Annotated in this window: 13 protein-coding genes and 1 riboswitch; of the genes, 3 read left to right on the forward strand and 10 right to left on the reverse strand. The window is 48.4% G+C overall.

Annotated elements, in window-relative coordinates; translation table 11 throughout:
* Positions 1-275: 275 nt before the first annotated feature.
* Positions 276-2,060 (reverse strand): phosphomethylpyrimidine synthase ThiC, encoded by a 1,785-nt coding sequence (gene thiC / locus J2Z28_RS26790; RefSeq protein ID WP_244988560.1) that lies wholly within the window; start codon positions 2,058-2,060, stop codon positions 276-278.
* A gap of 421 nt (positions 2,061-2,481) precedes the next feature.
* Positions 2,482-2,595: riboswitch (TPP riboswitch) on the reverse strand.
* A 148-nt stretch (positions 2,596-2,743) separates the two neighbouring features.
* On the reverse strand, positions 2,744-3,487 hold the full coding sequence (locus J2Z28_RS26795) for an IclR family transcriptional regulator (RefSeq protein ID WP_211085197.1): 744 nt from the start codon (positions 3,485-3,487) through the stop codon (positions 2,744-2,746).
* 359 nt (positions 3,488-3,846) lie between these two features.
* Here J2Z28_RS26795 and J2Z28_RS26800 point away from each other — a divergent pair, with 359 nt between their 5' ends.
* Together J2Z28_RS26800 and J2Z28_RS26805 are read left to right on the forward strand one after the other, a co-directional pair.
* A complete protein-coding gene (locus tag J2Z28_RS26800; RefSeq protein WP_133387469.1) occupies positions 3,847-4,872 on the forward strand; it encodes an alpha/beta hydrolase in 1,026 nt (341 codons plus the stop codon).
* A gap of 149 nt (positions 4,873-5,021) precedes the next feature.
* Positions 5,022-6,302 carry a Fe-Mn family superoxide dismutase gene (locus tag J2Z28_RS26805; protein WP_211085199.1) on the forward strand — a complete coding sequence of 427 codons (1,281 nt, stop codon included), beginning with the start codon at positions 5,022-5,024 and terminating at the stop codon, positions 6,300-6,302.
* 147 nt (positions 6,303-6,449) lie between these two features.
* Here J2Z28_RS26805 and J2Z28_RS26810 read toward each other — a convergent pair whose 3' ends face one another.
* The 8 genes from J2Z28_RS26810 to J2Z28_RS26845 all read right to left on the reverse strand — a co-directional run bounded on the left by J2Z28_RS26810 (position 6,450) and on the right by J2Z28_RS26845 (position 13,369).
* A complete protein-coding gene (locus tag J2Z28_RS26810) occupies positions 6,450-6,674 on the reverse strand; it encodes a hypothetical protein (protein WP_036614132.1) in 225 nt (74 codons plus the stop codon).
* A gap of 70 nt (positions 6,675-6,744) precedes the next feature.
* A complete protein-coding gene (locus tag J2Z28_RS26815; RefSeq protein ID WP_211085201.1) occupies positions 6,745-7,599 on the reverse strand; it encodes a lipoate--protein ligase family protein in 855 nt (284 codons plus the stop codon).
* A gap of 189 nt (positions 7,600-7,788) precedes the next feature.
* On the reverse strand, positions 7,789-8,382 hold the full coding sequence (gene folE / locus J2Z28_RS26820) for a GTP cyclohydrolase I FolE (protein WP_211085203.1): 594 nt from the start codon (positions 8,380-8,382) through the stop codon (positions 7,789-7,791).
* Positions 8,383-8,480: 98 nt separating this feature from the next.
* Positions 8,481-8,744 (reverse strand): YneF family protein, encoded by a 264-nt coding sequence (locus tag J2Z28_RS26825; protein WP_017690778.1) that lies wholly within the window; start codon positions 8,742-8,744, stop codon positions 8,481-8,483.
* 165 nt (positions 8,745-8,909) lie between these two features.
* Complete coding sequence (locus J2Z28_RS26830; RefSeq protein WP_017690779.1) at positions 8,910-9,941, reverse strand: HD-GYP domain-containing protein; 1,032 nt, start codon at positions 9,939-9,941, stop codon at positions 8,910-8,912.
* A gap of 20 nt (positions 9,942-9,961) precedes the next feature.
* Positions 9,962-11,842, reverse strand: a complete 1,881-nt coding sequence (queG, locus tag J2Z28_RS26835; RefSeq protein ID WP_211085204.1) for a tRNA epoxyqueuosine(34) reductase QueG — start codon at positions 11,840-11,842, stop codon at positions 9,962-9,964.
* Between the two features lie 171 nt (positions 11,843-12,013).
* A complete protein-coding gene (gene lepB, locus J2Z28_RS26840) occupies positions 12,014-12,598 on the reverse strand; it encodes a signal peptidase I (protein WP_211085211.1) in 585 nt (194 codons plus the stop codon).
* Positions 12,599-12,943: 345 nt separating this feature from the next.
* On the reverse strand, positions 12,944-13,369 hold the full coding sequence (locus J2Z28_RS26845) for a GNAT family N-acetyltransferase (protein ID WP_017690782.1): 426 nt from the start codon (positions 13,367-13,369) through the stop codon (positions 12,944-12,946).
* A 420-nt stretch (positions 13,370-13,789) separates the two neighbouring features.
* Here J2Z28_RS26845 and J2Z28_RS26850 point away from each other — a divergent pair, with 420 nt between their 5' ends.
* A complete protein-coding gene (locus tag J2Z28_RS26850) occupies positions 13,790-14,401 on the forward strand; it encodes a superoxide dismutase (protein WP_036614138.1) in 612 nt (203 codons plus the stop codon).
* Positions 14,402-14,655: the final 254 nt, after the last annotated feature.

The raw sequence follows: 14,655 nt of genomic DNA on the forward strand, positions 1-14,655 counted from the left end.
CCCGCCACAGGTTGACGGCCTGACGGGTCACTTCATCTGAACTTGCTGCACTCGGAGGAATACCTACCGCAAATGCTGTGCAGGAGTAGCCATTGGCCTGGCTACTCTTATTGGTGTTTACTTACATTCATTTTATTAAACATCTGCTAGACAATCAACCATAATGCTGATAAAAAGTATCAGGAAGCTGATCAATAAGATGAAGTAGACGACATGATAGCAGTATTCTCACCTTCATACGATGTCAGACTGCCCAGCTTGCGCTGTACCGGCGCCTAGGAACGTGTCCGATATTCCTCGGCCTTTTCCTGCATGCCCGCTGCTACAGCCTCATTCTCGGACAATCCTTTGTCTGCGGCAAAGGCCCGAATGTCCTGCGTAATGCGCATGCTACAGAACTTCGGTCCGCACATGGAGCAGAAATGAGCTTCTTTGGCTCCTTCTGCTGGCAGCGTCTCATCATGGTAGGACAGCGCACGTTCCGGGTCCAGCGACAGGTTGAACTGGTCCCGCCAGCGGAACTCGAAGCGTGCCTTGGACAATGCGTCATCGCGGCGCTGGGCACGTGGATGGCCTTTCGCCAGATCGGCAGCGTGGGCCGCGATCTTGTAGGCGATGACCCCTTCCCGCACATCATCCTTGTTGGGCAGGCCCAAATGTTCTTTTGGCGTAACATAACAGAGCATGGACGTGCCCAACCAGCCAATCATGGCTGCCCCAATGGCAGACGTGATGTGATCGTATCCCGGGGCAATGTCGGTCGTCAGCGGCCCCAGCGTATAGAACGGTGCCTCTTTACATATCTCCATCTGCAAGTCCACATTCTCCTTGATCTTATGCATCGGCACGTGACCCGGGCCTTCGATCATCACCTGCACATCATGCTTCCACGCCATCTGCGTCAGTTCCCCGAGCGTAGCCAGTTCCGCCATCTGTGCTTCATCATTCGCATCGTAGATACTGCCTGGACGAAGTCCATCTCCCAGTGAAAATGCCACATCATACCTTTTCATAATCTCGCAGATTTCTTCAAAATGGGTGTGCAAAAAATTCTCTTGATGATGCGCCAGACACCATGCTGCCATAATGGACCCGCCCCGGGACACAATACCTGTCATCCGCTTGGCCGTCATCGGGATATAACGCAGCAGTACACCTGCATGAATCGTAAAGTAGTCCACGCCCTGCTCTGCCTGCTCAATGAGTGTGTCACGGTACAACTCCCAGGTCAGCGCTTCCGCTTCGCCATTCACCTTCTCCAGCGCCTGATACAGCGGCACCGTACCAATCGGCACAGGTGAATTACGGATGATCCATTCCCGGGTGGTATGAATGTTTTTGCCTGTGGACAGATCCATCACCGTATCCGATCCCCAGCGTACCGCCCAAGTCATCTTCTCCACCTCTTCCTCGATGGAGGAAGATACAGAAGAGTTGCCTATATTGGCATTGATCTTCACATGAAAATGACGACCGATCAACATCGGCTCACTCTCCGGGTGATTGATGTTGGATGGCAGAATGGCCCGTCCACTCGCCAGCTCCTGTCTCACAAATTCCGGCTCCACGCCTTCACGAATGGCGGCGAATTCCATCTCAGCCGTAATGACTCCCTGTCTCGCGTAGTGCATCTGAGTCACACAGCGTCCTGTCTGTGCTCGTAGCGGTTTTCCACGCAATCCAGGGTACTCTTCGGCTCCAGCTCTCTTTCCCCCGGGCTTCAGTCCGTTATCCTCCGGTTTAACCGTACGGCCCTGATAAGCTTCAACATCGCCGCGCTCTGTGATCCAACGAGTGCGCAGGGCTGGCAGACCTGCGCGGATATCCGCATGAAATTCGGGATCGGTCATGGGGCCGCTCGTATCGTAGACACGCAGCGGTTCGTTATGCTCCACCCCTTGGGGAGTATTCGTGTCATGAAGGGCTATCTCACGCTCCGGTACAGCAATGTCCGGCCGTGAGCCCTGAATGTAGACTTTGCGGCTACCGGGAAAGGGCTGAACCCGTCCGGCCGCTCCTGTTTCTTTTTCCACCTGCCGATCGTTATGTTCCTGTTCCATCGCTTGTTGTCCCGTTTGATTTCCTGTACTCATGTTCCCTTGTCTCCTCCTTAGTGTGCATTCGCTTGGTTTGGTTGGTATCGTCATTAGCTCGCTTACGTACCTGTCCCAATCATGCGCAATGCAGAGAAGAAAGAGCGATCCTACACCAGACCAGGGGAGACACTTTTCATGTACAGTTAACAACAGACGGAGGCTGCAACAGATCATCGATCTATGGTGACTTCTCTCTCATCATCCAAGCCCACTTTCGCAGGTTATTGAAAAAGAAGCCCATAGAATCCGCGCTATATCGCCCGTTCCCTGTATATAAAAAAGCCGGTCCCCGAAGGAACCGACTTTTATGTCCATCACCAATAATGCACCTTCATGCAGCTCCTTAACGGAGCCCTACAAGGGTCACATCATGTGGTGTTTGTGGTCATATCGCCGATTACTTCCCTACGCTGGTATGATCCAGATCAGGTGCAAAGGGTCCGGAATCTCATGCGATTCCGTCTCAGTCCGGACAATTCGGACTCCCCCAGTAACGTTAATAAGTTGCGGCTTACATAAGCCTCTGTTCATATTCATTGAAGCTGGCCCCGTTGGGCCGTCCATTACAGAGTAGCGCAACCGGAACATAAAAACAACCTTTATATTCCAAATGATCAACTCTATTGGAGAAAAACCTTACCTCAGCATCAGGATAACATGAGCCCCATCTGCGTAGCAGCATCCTTCAACACCGGTGCGTATTCATGCAATGTCTCCTGCGAGAGTCGACTGACAGGCCCTGAGACCGAGAGGGCAGCTGCAATATTGCCTCTGCGATCCATAATCGGTACAGATACCGCGGCAGCTCCCGGCTCACGTTCCTCATAACTCGTCGCATATCCGTTATCCCGGATATCTATCATTTGCGCCAAATACACCGCCGGATCAATAAACACCGGCCATTCCGGTCCGTTCATCAGTTCTTCACGATCCTCATCCGTGGCAAACGCCATTAGGACTTTGCTGGAAGCGCCCACAGACAGCGGGAGTCTAACACCCACTGGAGCGACTCGGCGAATCGCCTGATCACTTTGCACAGCCTGAATCCGAATCCGTTCACTCCCATCACGCAGGTACAGACTCACAGTCTCCCCCAATCGATCTCTCAGTCGCTCCATCGCAGGCAGCAGCAGAATAGCGGGATCATCACTGCGGGACATATGAGCTGACAGCTCCCAGATTCGGATGCCAAGTCGGTACTTCTCTGTTGCTACATCGCGAATCACGAACCCTCGATCTTCCAGCGTAGCCATCAAGCGGTGCACTGTACTTTTGTGCAGGCCAATCTGGCTGGCAATTTCGGTGAGTCCCAGATCACTACGTGTGGTAAAACATAATAATATATCCAGCGCCCGTTCCACAGCCCGGACGGTTAACTTGCGATCTTCCATGGCATAATGCCCTCCTCATGTTTCATCACATGAAACTTGGTTACATAAATTATATGAGAAACGGTCTCATCTGTAAACCAAAAAGAGCCAAAATCAAAATAGGCCAACGTGTAAATTTTTCCTTTTTATAAGACTTAATCCCCTGTAATTTGCACACTAAGGTAATGTTACCCATATATCTTAAGAACTATATAACAATTGCGTAACAAATGCCCTCAATCAATTGACTTTGACTATATTGGAACATACGATAAAGATATATTACATTAAGATATCGCTCTGAAGCAGGCTCTGAAATCGACGCAATTCTCTTATCATGTCGTTGTTATCTTCAACTGAACTTCAAAGGAGGGGCATTCATGTATCCAACATCCCAGAGCGAAGCCCCGCTGCAAACAAAAGTGTCCGATCTGCCCTCTTCCCTATCACCGAGGCTGATTCGGTTCAAACATATTATCGTAGCGTTGCTGCTCTCCGTTGTATTTTTTCTACTGTTTTGTTTTATCGCACTACATGGTTATATCGCATGGGTATTATCCAATCCTACTGTAGCGCCGGTCTTCTCCAATCCAATGCAGGCCAAGAACATGAAGTACGAAGACATCACGTTCCCGGCAGCAGATGGCAGCCGGACGATGCAAGGATGGTATATACCTGCTGACAATGCTGCAAGCAAAACGATTATTTTCAGTCACGGCTATGGTGCCAATCGTGAAGAAACATGGGTACCCATGTATGACCTGGCACACTATGCCCATCAACTTGGGTTCAACGTGGTCATGTTCGATTATGGCTTCGCCTCACAGGTGAACAAAGCTGTGGCCACAGGTGGCAAAGCTGAGTCACAGCAATTGCTGGGTGCCATCCAGTTCGCCAAGCAGCGCGGTGCGCAGGAACTGGTTGTCTGGGGTTTCTCCATGGGTGCCGGTACGGCGCTTCAAACTGGACTGATTACACAGGAAGTGGATGCGATGATTCTGGACAGTACGTTCCTGCTTGAGCCGGATACGCTGTACCACAACATTCATAACCAGATCGATCTCCCGCGTCAGCCTACACTGGAGATCATGAAACTGTTGTTCCCTGTTCTGAATGGTACCGGATTGCAACAGATTCCATACCAGGAAGTGAAAAAGGAGGATTATCCGTTCCCGATATTCTTCATCCATGGTACAGAGGACGAGAAGGCGCCTTACCCGATTGCAGAGCAGCTCGCGGCCAACCAGACCAATCCGTACTCGGATGTATGGATTGTCCAGGATGCGCATCATGAGTTGATCTTCCGGGAGCATCCAAAGGAATATCTGCGCCGTGTCTCAACTTTCCTGAGTCATGTAACGAAAACAAGCAGTGACGATGTGCAAAACACGAATAATGGAGAATAACCAAATTTCAATCATTGGATTTTTTCCAGAGCCCTTAGGGGCTCTTTTTTTTGCACTCATAGGACAACAAGCTCGCGGAATATACTCTTGGGACGCATGAACAGACGGTCTGCATGCAATGAATTTCATCTGAAGGAGGTTCAACATAGATGAACTGGTATGGATATGGTCACCTGCTGCCTCTGCGGACATTGGAGGAAATCCGTTTCTGGAAAGAGCAGGAGAAAGAACATACACTCGTTATTCGTGCACTGGTTCCTGATCTGGAGCCCGCATACGTCAAGCTATTGGAGGAATGGGAGGTTACCTTTGCAAACAGTGAGCGAGTAGCCAATCAGCTTTTAAAACAGCTATTGCCCGCAACCCATCCACCTGCTCCCTACATCGTTCGTTGTATCGATCAACTTGTGGCGGCAGCTCGTGAGCAATCGAGGGAGTTCATCAAACAGCTGTATGTTCTTCTGGAACAAAGTGCTGCTGTGCAAGCTGTTCCGCTTGCCAAAGTACTCATTCTGCATTTTATCCGCGAATCGGAGTATTTTCTGGGCGTATTGGATACGCTTGGCCAACCGGGCATCTTGCGAGAAACAGATTCGGAACCGTCACTTTTTCTGGAAAATGCGCTGCATACGTCAGGGTCAGGAAACATCCATCGCCAAGCTTCAGAAGCTCCAACTTCTCCAGAGGGGAATGTAAATGCACCTGCCGCTTCAGCTCAGATCCAATCCGCAACCCTTCAACCGCCTTCTACCGGAACAACACAAGCCACACCCAGCTCTACAGCACCTCCCGTAAAAGAAAAGCCGGTTCCCATTGGAGGACACACACTGCCTCCCCTTCCCTATGCGTACAATGCGCTGGAGCCGCATATTGATGAACTGACGATGCGTATCCATCATGACAAACACCATCAATCTTATGTGGATGGACTAAATGTAGCAGAGAAGAAGCTGGCGGAATCGCGAAAAAAGAATAACTTTGAACTCATCAAACATTGGGAACGTGAACTTGCCTTCAACGGGGCAGGCCACTACCTGCATACGATCTTCTGGACAATTATGAACCCTGCTGGCGGCGGCAAACCTTCCGGTATGCTGGCAGAGCAGATCAAGCGAGATTTCGGAAGTTATGAAGCGTTTAAGAATCAATTCACGGAAGCTGCGAACAAGGTGGAAGGCAGTGGCTGGGCGATGCTTGTCTGGAGCCCGAGAGCACATCGTTTGGAGATTTTGCAGGCGGAAAAACACCAGAACCTGTCCCAGTCCGATATCGTACCGCTCCTGCCACTGGATGTGTGGGAACACGCCTACTATCTGAAACATCAAAACGAACGCAAAAAGTATATCGAGGATTGGTGGAATGTGGTCTACTGGCCCTCTGTTGCCGAGCGTTACGAAACAGCACGCAAGTTGTTGTGGCCGCCTTATTAAGCGTGGGGTTAGATAGATTAGAGAAAAAAGAGATATCTCCAGCCGAATGACTGAACGATATCTCTTTAGGTGTATACAAAAAAGCAAGTCTCCTGTAAAAAGAGACTTGCTTGTATTTTGAGAGACTTCCTTTTTCTAAATGTTCACTTAAGAAGCACAGCCCTCGCACGCCACATAGTTGTCGCCAACCTGTTTGCTAATGGAGATCAGATCGCCCAGCTTGATATCAGACTCATCTGTAAACTCCAGATCGGCTATACGTGCAACGATCAGTGCAGCAGCCTCTTCCTTGCTTGTTGCCATTTGGCTGAACTCGGATTTTTCGCCTGTTGATACAACCTCATATAAATACGTATATCTCAATGTGTCCATCCTAACACTCTCCTTCCGAAATCACATCATATCATCTCTATTAACCAATTCCAAGCCCTAGTAAAAAGTGTTAATCGTAACGCAGCTTCATCTGCTCAGCTGTCAGGCGTACTTCTTCAGAGCCAACGCTAAGCACCCTGCTGGTCTCCGCCTGTGGATAACGATCGCGCAGTGTTCGAACCAAAGCCGCAGTATATGCCGCAGCTGAAGGTACACCTGCCAATTCGTTCAGACTTGCCATCGTGCCAGGCTGAACATCGGGATATCCTTCACTCGCCCCGCCTGCTGCATGCTGATAGAATTGTCGCACATCTGCTGCCAATTGATCACCCTGACCGTCCACGATGATAAAAGCCGTAATGATATACGCCTTTGCCTGCCTGCGCTGGGCAATACCACAGAATTTCAGCCCACCTACACTGACATCATAATCTCCCGGGCAAAAAGCACCCTGAACCTCACCAGTTTGCGCCTGATTCGACCACGACGTTAGCGACTCGGCAATAATCGAAGCCATCTCCCGGAAATCATCATGAATATTGATGGCATGTCCGGGATTAGGCAGAATCAGCGACACATTAACTACCCCTGGGTTCAAGGGTACTGCCGCGCCACCGGAAGGCCGAACACAGACCGCCGTCCCTTGGCTTCTAATCTGTTCCATCGCTTCTACAGCCTGTGGCAACCTGCGGTCACGCAGACCCGCTACAAAGGCATCTTGGTGTCTCCATATATGTGCAACAGGTAGATGCCCTGCCCCAACCCGCCTGCACATAACTTCTTCCCAAGCAAAAGCTTCGAGTACACTACTACCTTGTCGCATGAGTGGTGTCTCCCAGATTTGCAGACGCAATGAAGCCTGCTGATCTGCCTGTAGTCCCTTTTCCGGCTGAACCGGTTGATCTGAATGGGAAGGTACACTCATCGTTCCATTACCTCCGGCTTAACGAATTCATATGTATCCAGTATATAGGAATGACAACGTATATATAAATAAGCCGGTTCCCAGGGAACACGGCTTATTTATATCACATCCTATGGCTTAGAAACTGCTGCTTCCAAAACCAAAGGAACTTACTCATCCGGCTTGTCCAATGAGTGGACATACCTGATCTTAATCTTTCACCAAAGACAAGAACTCTGCACGTTGTGCCGGATTCTCACGGAAAGAACCACGTACAGCAGACGTTACCGTCTTGCTTCCCGGTTTCTTCACGCCGCGGGAACACATGCACAAGTGCTCGCCTTCCACAACGACCATAACTCCATGCGGCCCTACAGCCTCTGCCAGAATGTCAGCGATCTGTGAAGTAATACGTTCCTGAACCTGCAGGCGACGTGTTACTGCTTCGACCAGACGAGCCATTTTGCTCAGACCAACGATCTTGCCGCTTGGTATATACCCAATGTGTACCTTGCCGAAAAACGGCGCCATGTGGTGCTCACACTGACTGTAGTAGACAATATCCTTGACGATAACCAGTTCTTCATGATTCTCGTCAAACGTTACACCGAGCACATCATGCGGGTCTACTTCATATCCGCCAAAAATTTCTTCATACATTCGGGTCACACGTGCAGGCGTTTCAAGCAGCCCTTCACGTGTACTATCTTCTCCGATCAATTTCAGGATCTGCTCTACATGATACTCGATCTTCTCCCGATTGTCGGATACTTTTGAATTCAAATAATCTTTAACGCCAGCCACTGCCAAACGCCTCCTTTCGAACCAAATACTTTAAGAGGTTGTTCAAAAAGTACGACCCAACTTTTTGAACACACACTTTAAGCAGTTATTCACTGCTATTATTTTCGGCGGCCCGAACTTTTACGCGCAGGATGCTGTTGCGGCTGAGGCATTTTCGCTCCTGGCTGCTGATTCTTCATCATCTGCTGGGCACGCTGCATTTGCTTGCCATTCAGGTTGTAGCCCATTTGCTTCGCCATTTTCTGAAGCATGTCCGGATTGCTTTGCATTTTCTCAAGTTGTTTACGCAAGTAGAACACCCCGATGAAAAACCCCCCGACCAGACCAACAATCAATGTAATAATCGGTATAACAATATCCATCTCTTAGACACCTCTGTATGCATTCTAAAAAGCCTGATAATCCGTGTCACTTCATGATGTTCGACACACATGTTGCAAACCTGACACAGAGCGGATTTCCTGAAAGTATCATAGCATTTCCGCACGCCTTGAGCAAACGGATTTTCCAGTTGAACCGCACACAAGCTACGTCATGACAGCTTCAATGAAAACGGTTGTATGCTGAGCCAGATCGATTTCAACCACATCCAGAGAATAACGCGTACTTCCGCGCGCCACCCTGATTACAGGTCTGCCGGGCAATCCTCGATGCTGACGCACAATGACTCCAGTCTCTTTGGTGGACAGTCGTACCGCTGTACCATTGGGATACACGGATACACTCTTGTTGAACTCAATCAGAATGTCCCGATCCAACTTCGTACCAGACAACGCCATCATCTCTTCACAGGCCTCATGTGGCATCAAACTATCCTTGGATAAACCATTAATGAGATTATCATAGATATTAGCCACACTAACGATTCTCGCAAACAGATGAATGTCACTCCCCTTGATCCCTCTCGGCATGCCTGTACCATCTACATGCTCATGATGTTGCAGGGCTGTATGAGCGACCAACAGACTGAACTCCCGTTTGTTCTTAATCACTTCAAATCCACGCCATGTATGATGCAGCGAAGAATTTGCAGCAGAGCCACTCCCCGGAGGTTCCCCCACTTTGCCAATATCATGCAATAATGCCCCCACAGCAAGGTCCTTCAGTTGATTATAATTGAGTCCCATATTCAGTCCGATGACCGAAGACAACAAACATACATTCATCGCATGAACATACTGTGCATTGTCTTTGGTACGAATATCGGTGAGCTGCACAAGCATTTCACGCCCGTTCAGTACATCATTCAGCAACTTCTCTATACTGAGGGCAACCTTTCTCGGACTCCAGTCTTTCCCGGATCGAATGGATTCGAGTGTGACACTCATTTCGTTAATTATTGCCCGTTTCGTGGTTTCATCCAGAATGTCTTCTGCATCCACATCTTTATACGCTTCATCCTGGATGTATAACATGGTCACGCCAATACGCTTCAGCGTATTGACCATGTATACGGTGAGCTGGACTCCGGCAGACAGCAGTACCGTGCCGTTACTGGAATATACCGTCTTGCCCAGAAGCTCCCCCGCTTCCACGCTCTCCACGTTTACATACTTCATGAACGTCCCCCGCTCTTACGTTACGATAGCTGCTCCAATGCGAGCAATTGCTCCTTGGTTTGCAGACCGCCTACATAACCCACCAGGGTACCGTCTTTACCACTGATACGGTGACAGGGAATAATAATCGGAATCGGATTCTTGCTAATGGCGTCCAGAACTGCACGAACAGCCTTGGGTCTGCCGATGATTTCCGCAACCTGTTGGTGTGATGAGGCCTCTCCATAAGATATATCGGACAGAACTTGCCATACTTGTAGCTGGAATGGTGTTCCAAGCCGATCAAGCTGCAAGTCGAACGTTTTTCTCTCCCCTGCAAAATACTCCGTTAACTGCTTTGCAGCTTCGCTGAGCTTCTCTTCATTCTTCTCATATCGATACTCGCCAATCCAGATGCGGGCCCATTGTTGCAGATGAGCTTCGCGTACGTGGAAGGCGCCAAAATCAATGTGACACAGCCCTTCATCCGTCGCGCATAACGTAAGAGTACCAATCGGAGTCAGTACCTCATCGTAGTATACGGGCTTGCCATGAAGACCCGTAACGGCTGAAGGTTTCCACGCTGCAGCTTCCGGTTTGGCAGGCTGTTCAGACTGCTCACTACCCGGTTCAATCCCAGCTTCCATTTTCAAATCCTGTTGTAACGCACGTAAGGCATTGTTCTCGTTGTTCTGTTCCTCTGGCTGCTTCTCACTCACTTGGTCAGCCCGTGGTTGTTTGGGTAAGGTTTCGGACGAACTCAGTCGCTCCTCGGCCTTCTGCAGCATGCTTAGTACGTTCCCATCTTGTTCGTTAGCGGCAGCTTCCCCAATTGCTCTCATGGCGTCTTCTCCTCCAATTCTGCTTAACGCCCAGGCTGCGGTTCCCCGCAACTCGGGGCGCGGATCACGTTTTAATACTTCTGTAAGTTTGGGTACAGCACTTTTGTCTTTGAAATTACCCAGAGCAATAACGGCGTTGCGTTGAATCGGCTTCTTGCCCCGCCAGGCGGCGGAACTCTGACCGAAACGTTCCTTGAATTCCCGGTTACCGATGTCCAGCAGCGGCAGTAGGAGTGGCTTCACAATCTCCGGATCGGGGTGAAACTCGGGATGGTGATCCCAGTTCTTGCCCCGGTTCTTCGGACAGACAATCTGACACGTATCACAACCGTACAGACGGTTGCCTATTTTCAGCATAAATTCTTCATCCACGAACCCTTTTGTCTGGGTTACAAAAGAAATACAGCGCTGTGCATTCAACTGCCCCGGCCCCACCAATGCTCCTGTAGGACAGGCATCGATACATTTTGTACATTCACCGCAGTCTTCGGTCACAGGTGTGTCTGGTTGAAAAGGAATATTCGTTACCAGTTCTCCGAGGAAAATCCATGAACCGAATTTGGGTGAGATAATGGCACAGTTTTTGGCACTAAAACCAATCCCCGCACGCTGGGACACCGCACGATCCACCAATGCTCCGGTGTCTACCATGCTTTCGATCATGGCCTCAGGTACACGTTCACGTATAAAGTTTACCAGCTTGTCCATCGCTGCACGCAGGACCTGATGATAATCCTGACCCCAAGCCGAACGGGCAAAAATGCCTCGATACGCACCAGGCTCCGATTTCGGCGGATTTACCATCTTGGATGGGTATGCCACGGCAATCGCAATGAGTGAAGCAGGCTCGCCATCCTTTAACTCTGGACGAACTCTTTTCTCAAGATCAGGCTCTTCGAATCCGGATTCATATCCTTTAGCCCGATGCTGTTCGAGTATGGATTTTAGCGTTACGAAGGGCTCTGCTGAAGCAAATCCGATATCATCAATGCCCAGTCCGGGGCCAGCTGCCTTGATCTCCTGTTTTAACTTTTCCCATACGGAGGCATCCTGTGCTGCCCCGGTCTGTACGCTCGTCATTTCTCTTCCCTCTCTTCTTCCGACACTTATTCCGCAAATAGTGAACGCCCGCCTCACGGTAAGAGGACAGGCGTTAATTTCTATATATGCCTTACATACTTGAATTCAAACGGAACGAGTCTATATGGTTTAACGCAAAATGCAGTCTGAAGTTGTTGTCCTGTAAGCATTTTACAATTTCTTCAATTCAGAAAACGGCCAGAAAATAAATTCAGCCTTGCCTACAATCTGGTCGGATGTAATACTGCCAAACACTCGGCTATCCTTACTTTTACCTTCATGACGATTATCCCCCATCACGAAGAAATGATCCGGCGCAAGTGTGATTGGGCCAAAATCAGGGTCCTGCACCTCAATATCGGTATACGTTTCCGCTTGTTGCTCGCCGTTCACATATAGATGGTGATCCCTAACTTCAATGGTATCTCCCGGAAGTCCAACGATCCGTTTCACCAGAAAATCCTTCTTCTCTACACCTTCACTTGGATCACGAAGTACGATCACATCTGATCGGGAAGGAGTACCCAGATGGTATACGATTTTGTTAACGAAAAGGCGATCTCGCTCAACCAGTGTCGGCTGCATGGACTGTCCCTTGACCATTGACAGATTAAACACAAACAGGTTCAGCAGCATCATGATTACAAAAGCAACAACAATCGTTTTGACCCAGTCCCACAGCTCGACAACCCAGGATTTCCCCGGTTGTTCAGGCTTTGACGGTTCATTACGTTGCTCGGAAGTCACATGTTCCATTGAATGATTATTGGAATTCAAAGGGACACCTCATTTATTAAATAGTTGAATTAAACTTGTAACATGGTGACCATACTCCCTTTCAGTTTACTTCATTTGAGGGAGTGAAACAATTGGTTATGAGCACCAATACCTTGGATATCTTGAATATAACCGGGATAGTCGCGTTAATTTAAATAGAATTCGGAGACTCCGAAGTATGTTAGAAAATGAGGAAACCAGAGGAATATGACGTGAAGAACACTCATATAAATAGAAAGGCACATCCCTCACGTTCTTACACGTTAAAGAGATATGCCTAATATGAAATGAACATCTTTTTTTATTTCTTTTTAAACATGCAAACTAAGCTTTGGACAAAATACTAAGAGTCTGGAAAGCGCTCATAATCTGATTGGCACCGTAACCCATTGCTTCATATAGAGGCATAGCTACTTTGTTGTGCTCATCACCCGCCACCCATACCTGGCTGACTTTACGCTGCTGGAACCGTTGTTCCATAGCCTCGACAAGTGTTTTGCCGACTCCACGGCGACGATAGTCTGGATGTACCGCAATACGGTAGATGCAACCTTGGTTGTGATCAATCGTACCAATCAAAGCGCCGACGAGGTCTCCCTCTTCTTCCGCAACCATGATCAGGTCAGAATCCCATGACAATTGACGGGCAAACGGGCCCATCGTGTTCTCATAACACTCTTCCGATAGTGCAACCTGGAGAAGCTCCGTCATCTGGCTTGCATCACTCAACTGAAAGGAACGAACGTGCATGTCTTAAATCTCCCTTTTCGTTAGCTTAGATGAGGTTTTTTACAAAAAGGGAATCCCTTTTTACCAAAAACCCAATGTTCATATAATGACAAAAAACGAGAAAATACCGCTTCTTCGTCAATTAAACCATACTTTTCTCCATAAAACACGCATTTTCTTTTGAAAACGCTTAATTGTAACCGTTTACAAACGAATATTAAACTTTTAATCTATTTAAACGCCTGAAAACACATAAATAGTTGCATAAAGGGTAAAATATGTTTGTTATCTCTGGCCCATCATTAGATCAACGCCTCGGGGGACTTAATAAACAAAAATGTTGCTTAATTAGCTCGAATGCGGTTTAATATTAGTGGCAAGGGTATTATTACATATGTACCTGTTTTCAAAAAAACCTAAAATCTCAGGAGGTATTTCATTATGACTTTTCAATTACCAGCACTTCCTTACGCTAACGACGCACTGGAACCACATATCGATGCAAAAACGATGGAAATCCACCACGATCGCCATCACAATACTTATGTAACTAACTTGAACGCAGCTCTGGAAAGCGCTCCTGAACTGCAAGAAAAAAGCTTGGAAGATCTGATTGCTAACCTTGACAGCGTACCTGAAGGCATCCGCACAGCGGTTCGCAACAATGGTGGTGGACATGCTAACCACAGCCTGTTCTGGGAAATCATCGGACCTAACGGCGGCGGCGCTCCTACAGGCGATATCGCAGCAGCTATCGATAGCGAACTGGGTGGCTTTGATAAATTCAAAGAAGATTTCGCTAAAGCAGCTACAACTCGTTTCGGTTCCGGCTGGGCTTGGCTCGTAGTTGGTAAAGATGGCAAGTTGTCCATCACTAGCACACCTAACCAAGACAGCCCTCTCTTCGAAGGTCTGACTCCGGTTCTGGGTCTGGATGTATGGGAGCACGCTTACTACCTGAACTACCAAAACAAACGTCCTGACTACATCGCCGCTTTCTGGAATGTAATCAACTGGGATGAAGTGAACAAACGTTACGCTTCTGCAAAATAAGACTGTTAGCATGCAACAGTTAACATAAAAGAGAGCCTGATTCGGTCATCATGACCGTGATCAGGCTCTCTTTTTGCTATCGCTATAGTTATAGTTAATGATTGTTTTGTTAACGAACCCAGGACACGCTATTGCTCCATATTTCATCGTATCGCGAACCTAGCTATGATGAACGTAACCGCAAAAATAGCCCTCCATATTGCTGCACATCGTAGGTTAAAATGGAAAGTAAGAACCACCATTTCAGAGCTACA

This window comes from Paenibacillus xylanexedens (genome assembly GCF_017874615.1).
In the GTDB taxonomy this organism is placed as follows: domain Bacteria; phylum Bacillota; class Bacilli; order Paenibacillales; family Paenibacillaceae; genus Paenibacillus; species Paenibacillus xylanexedens.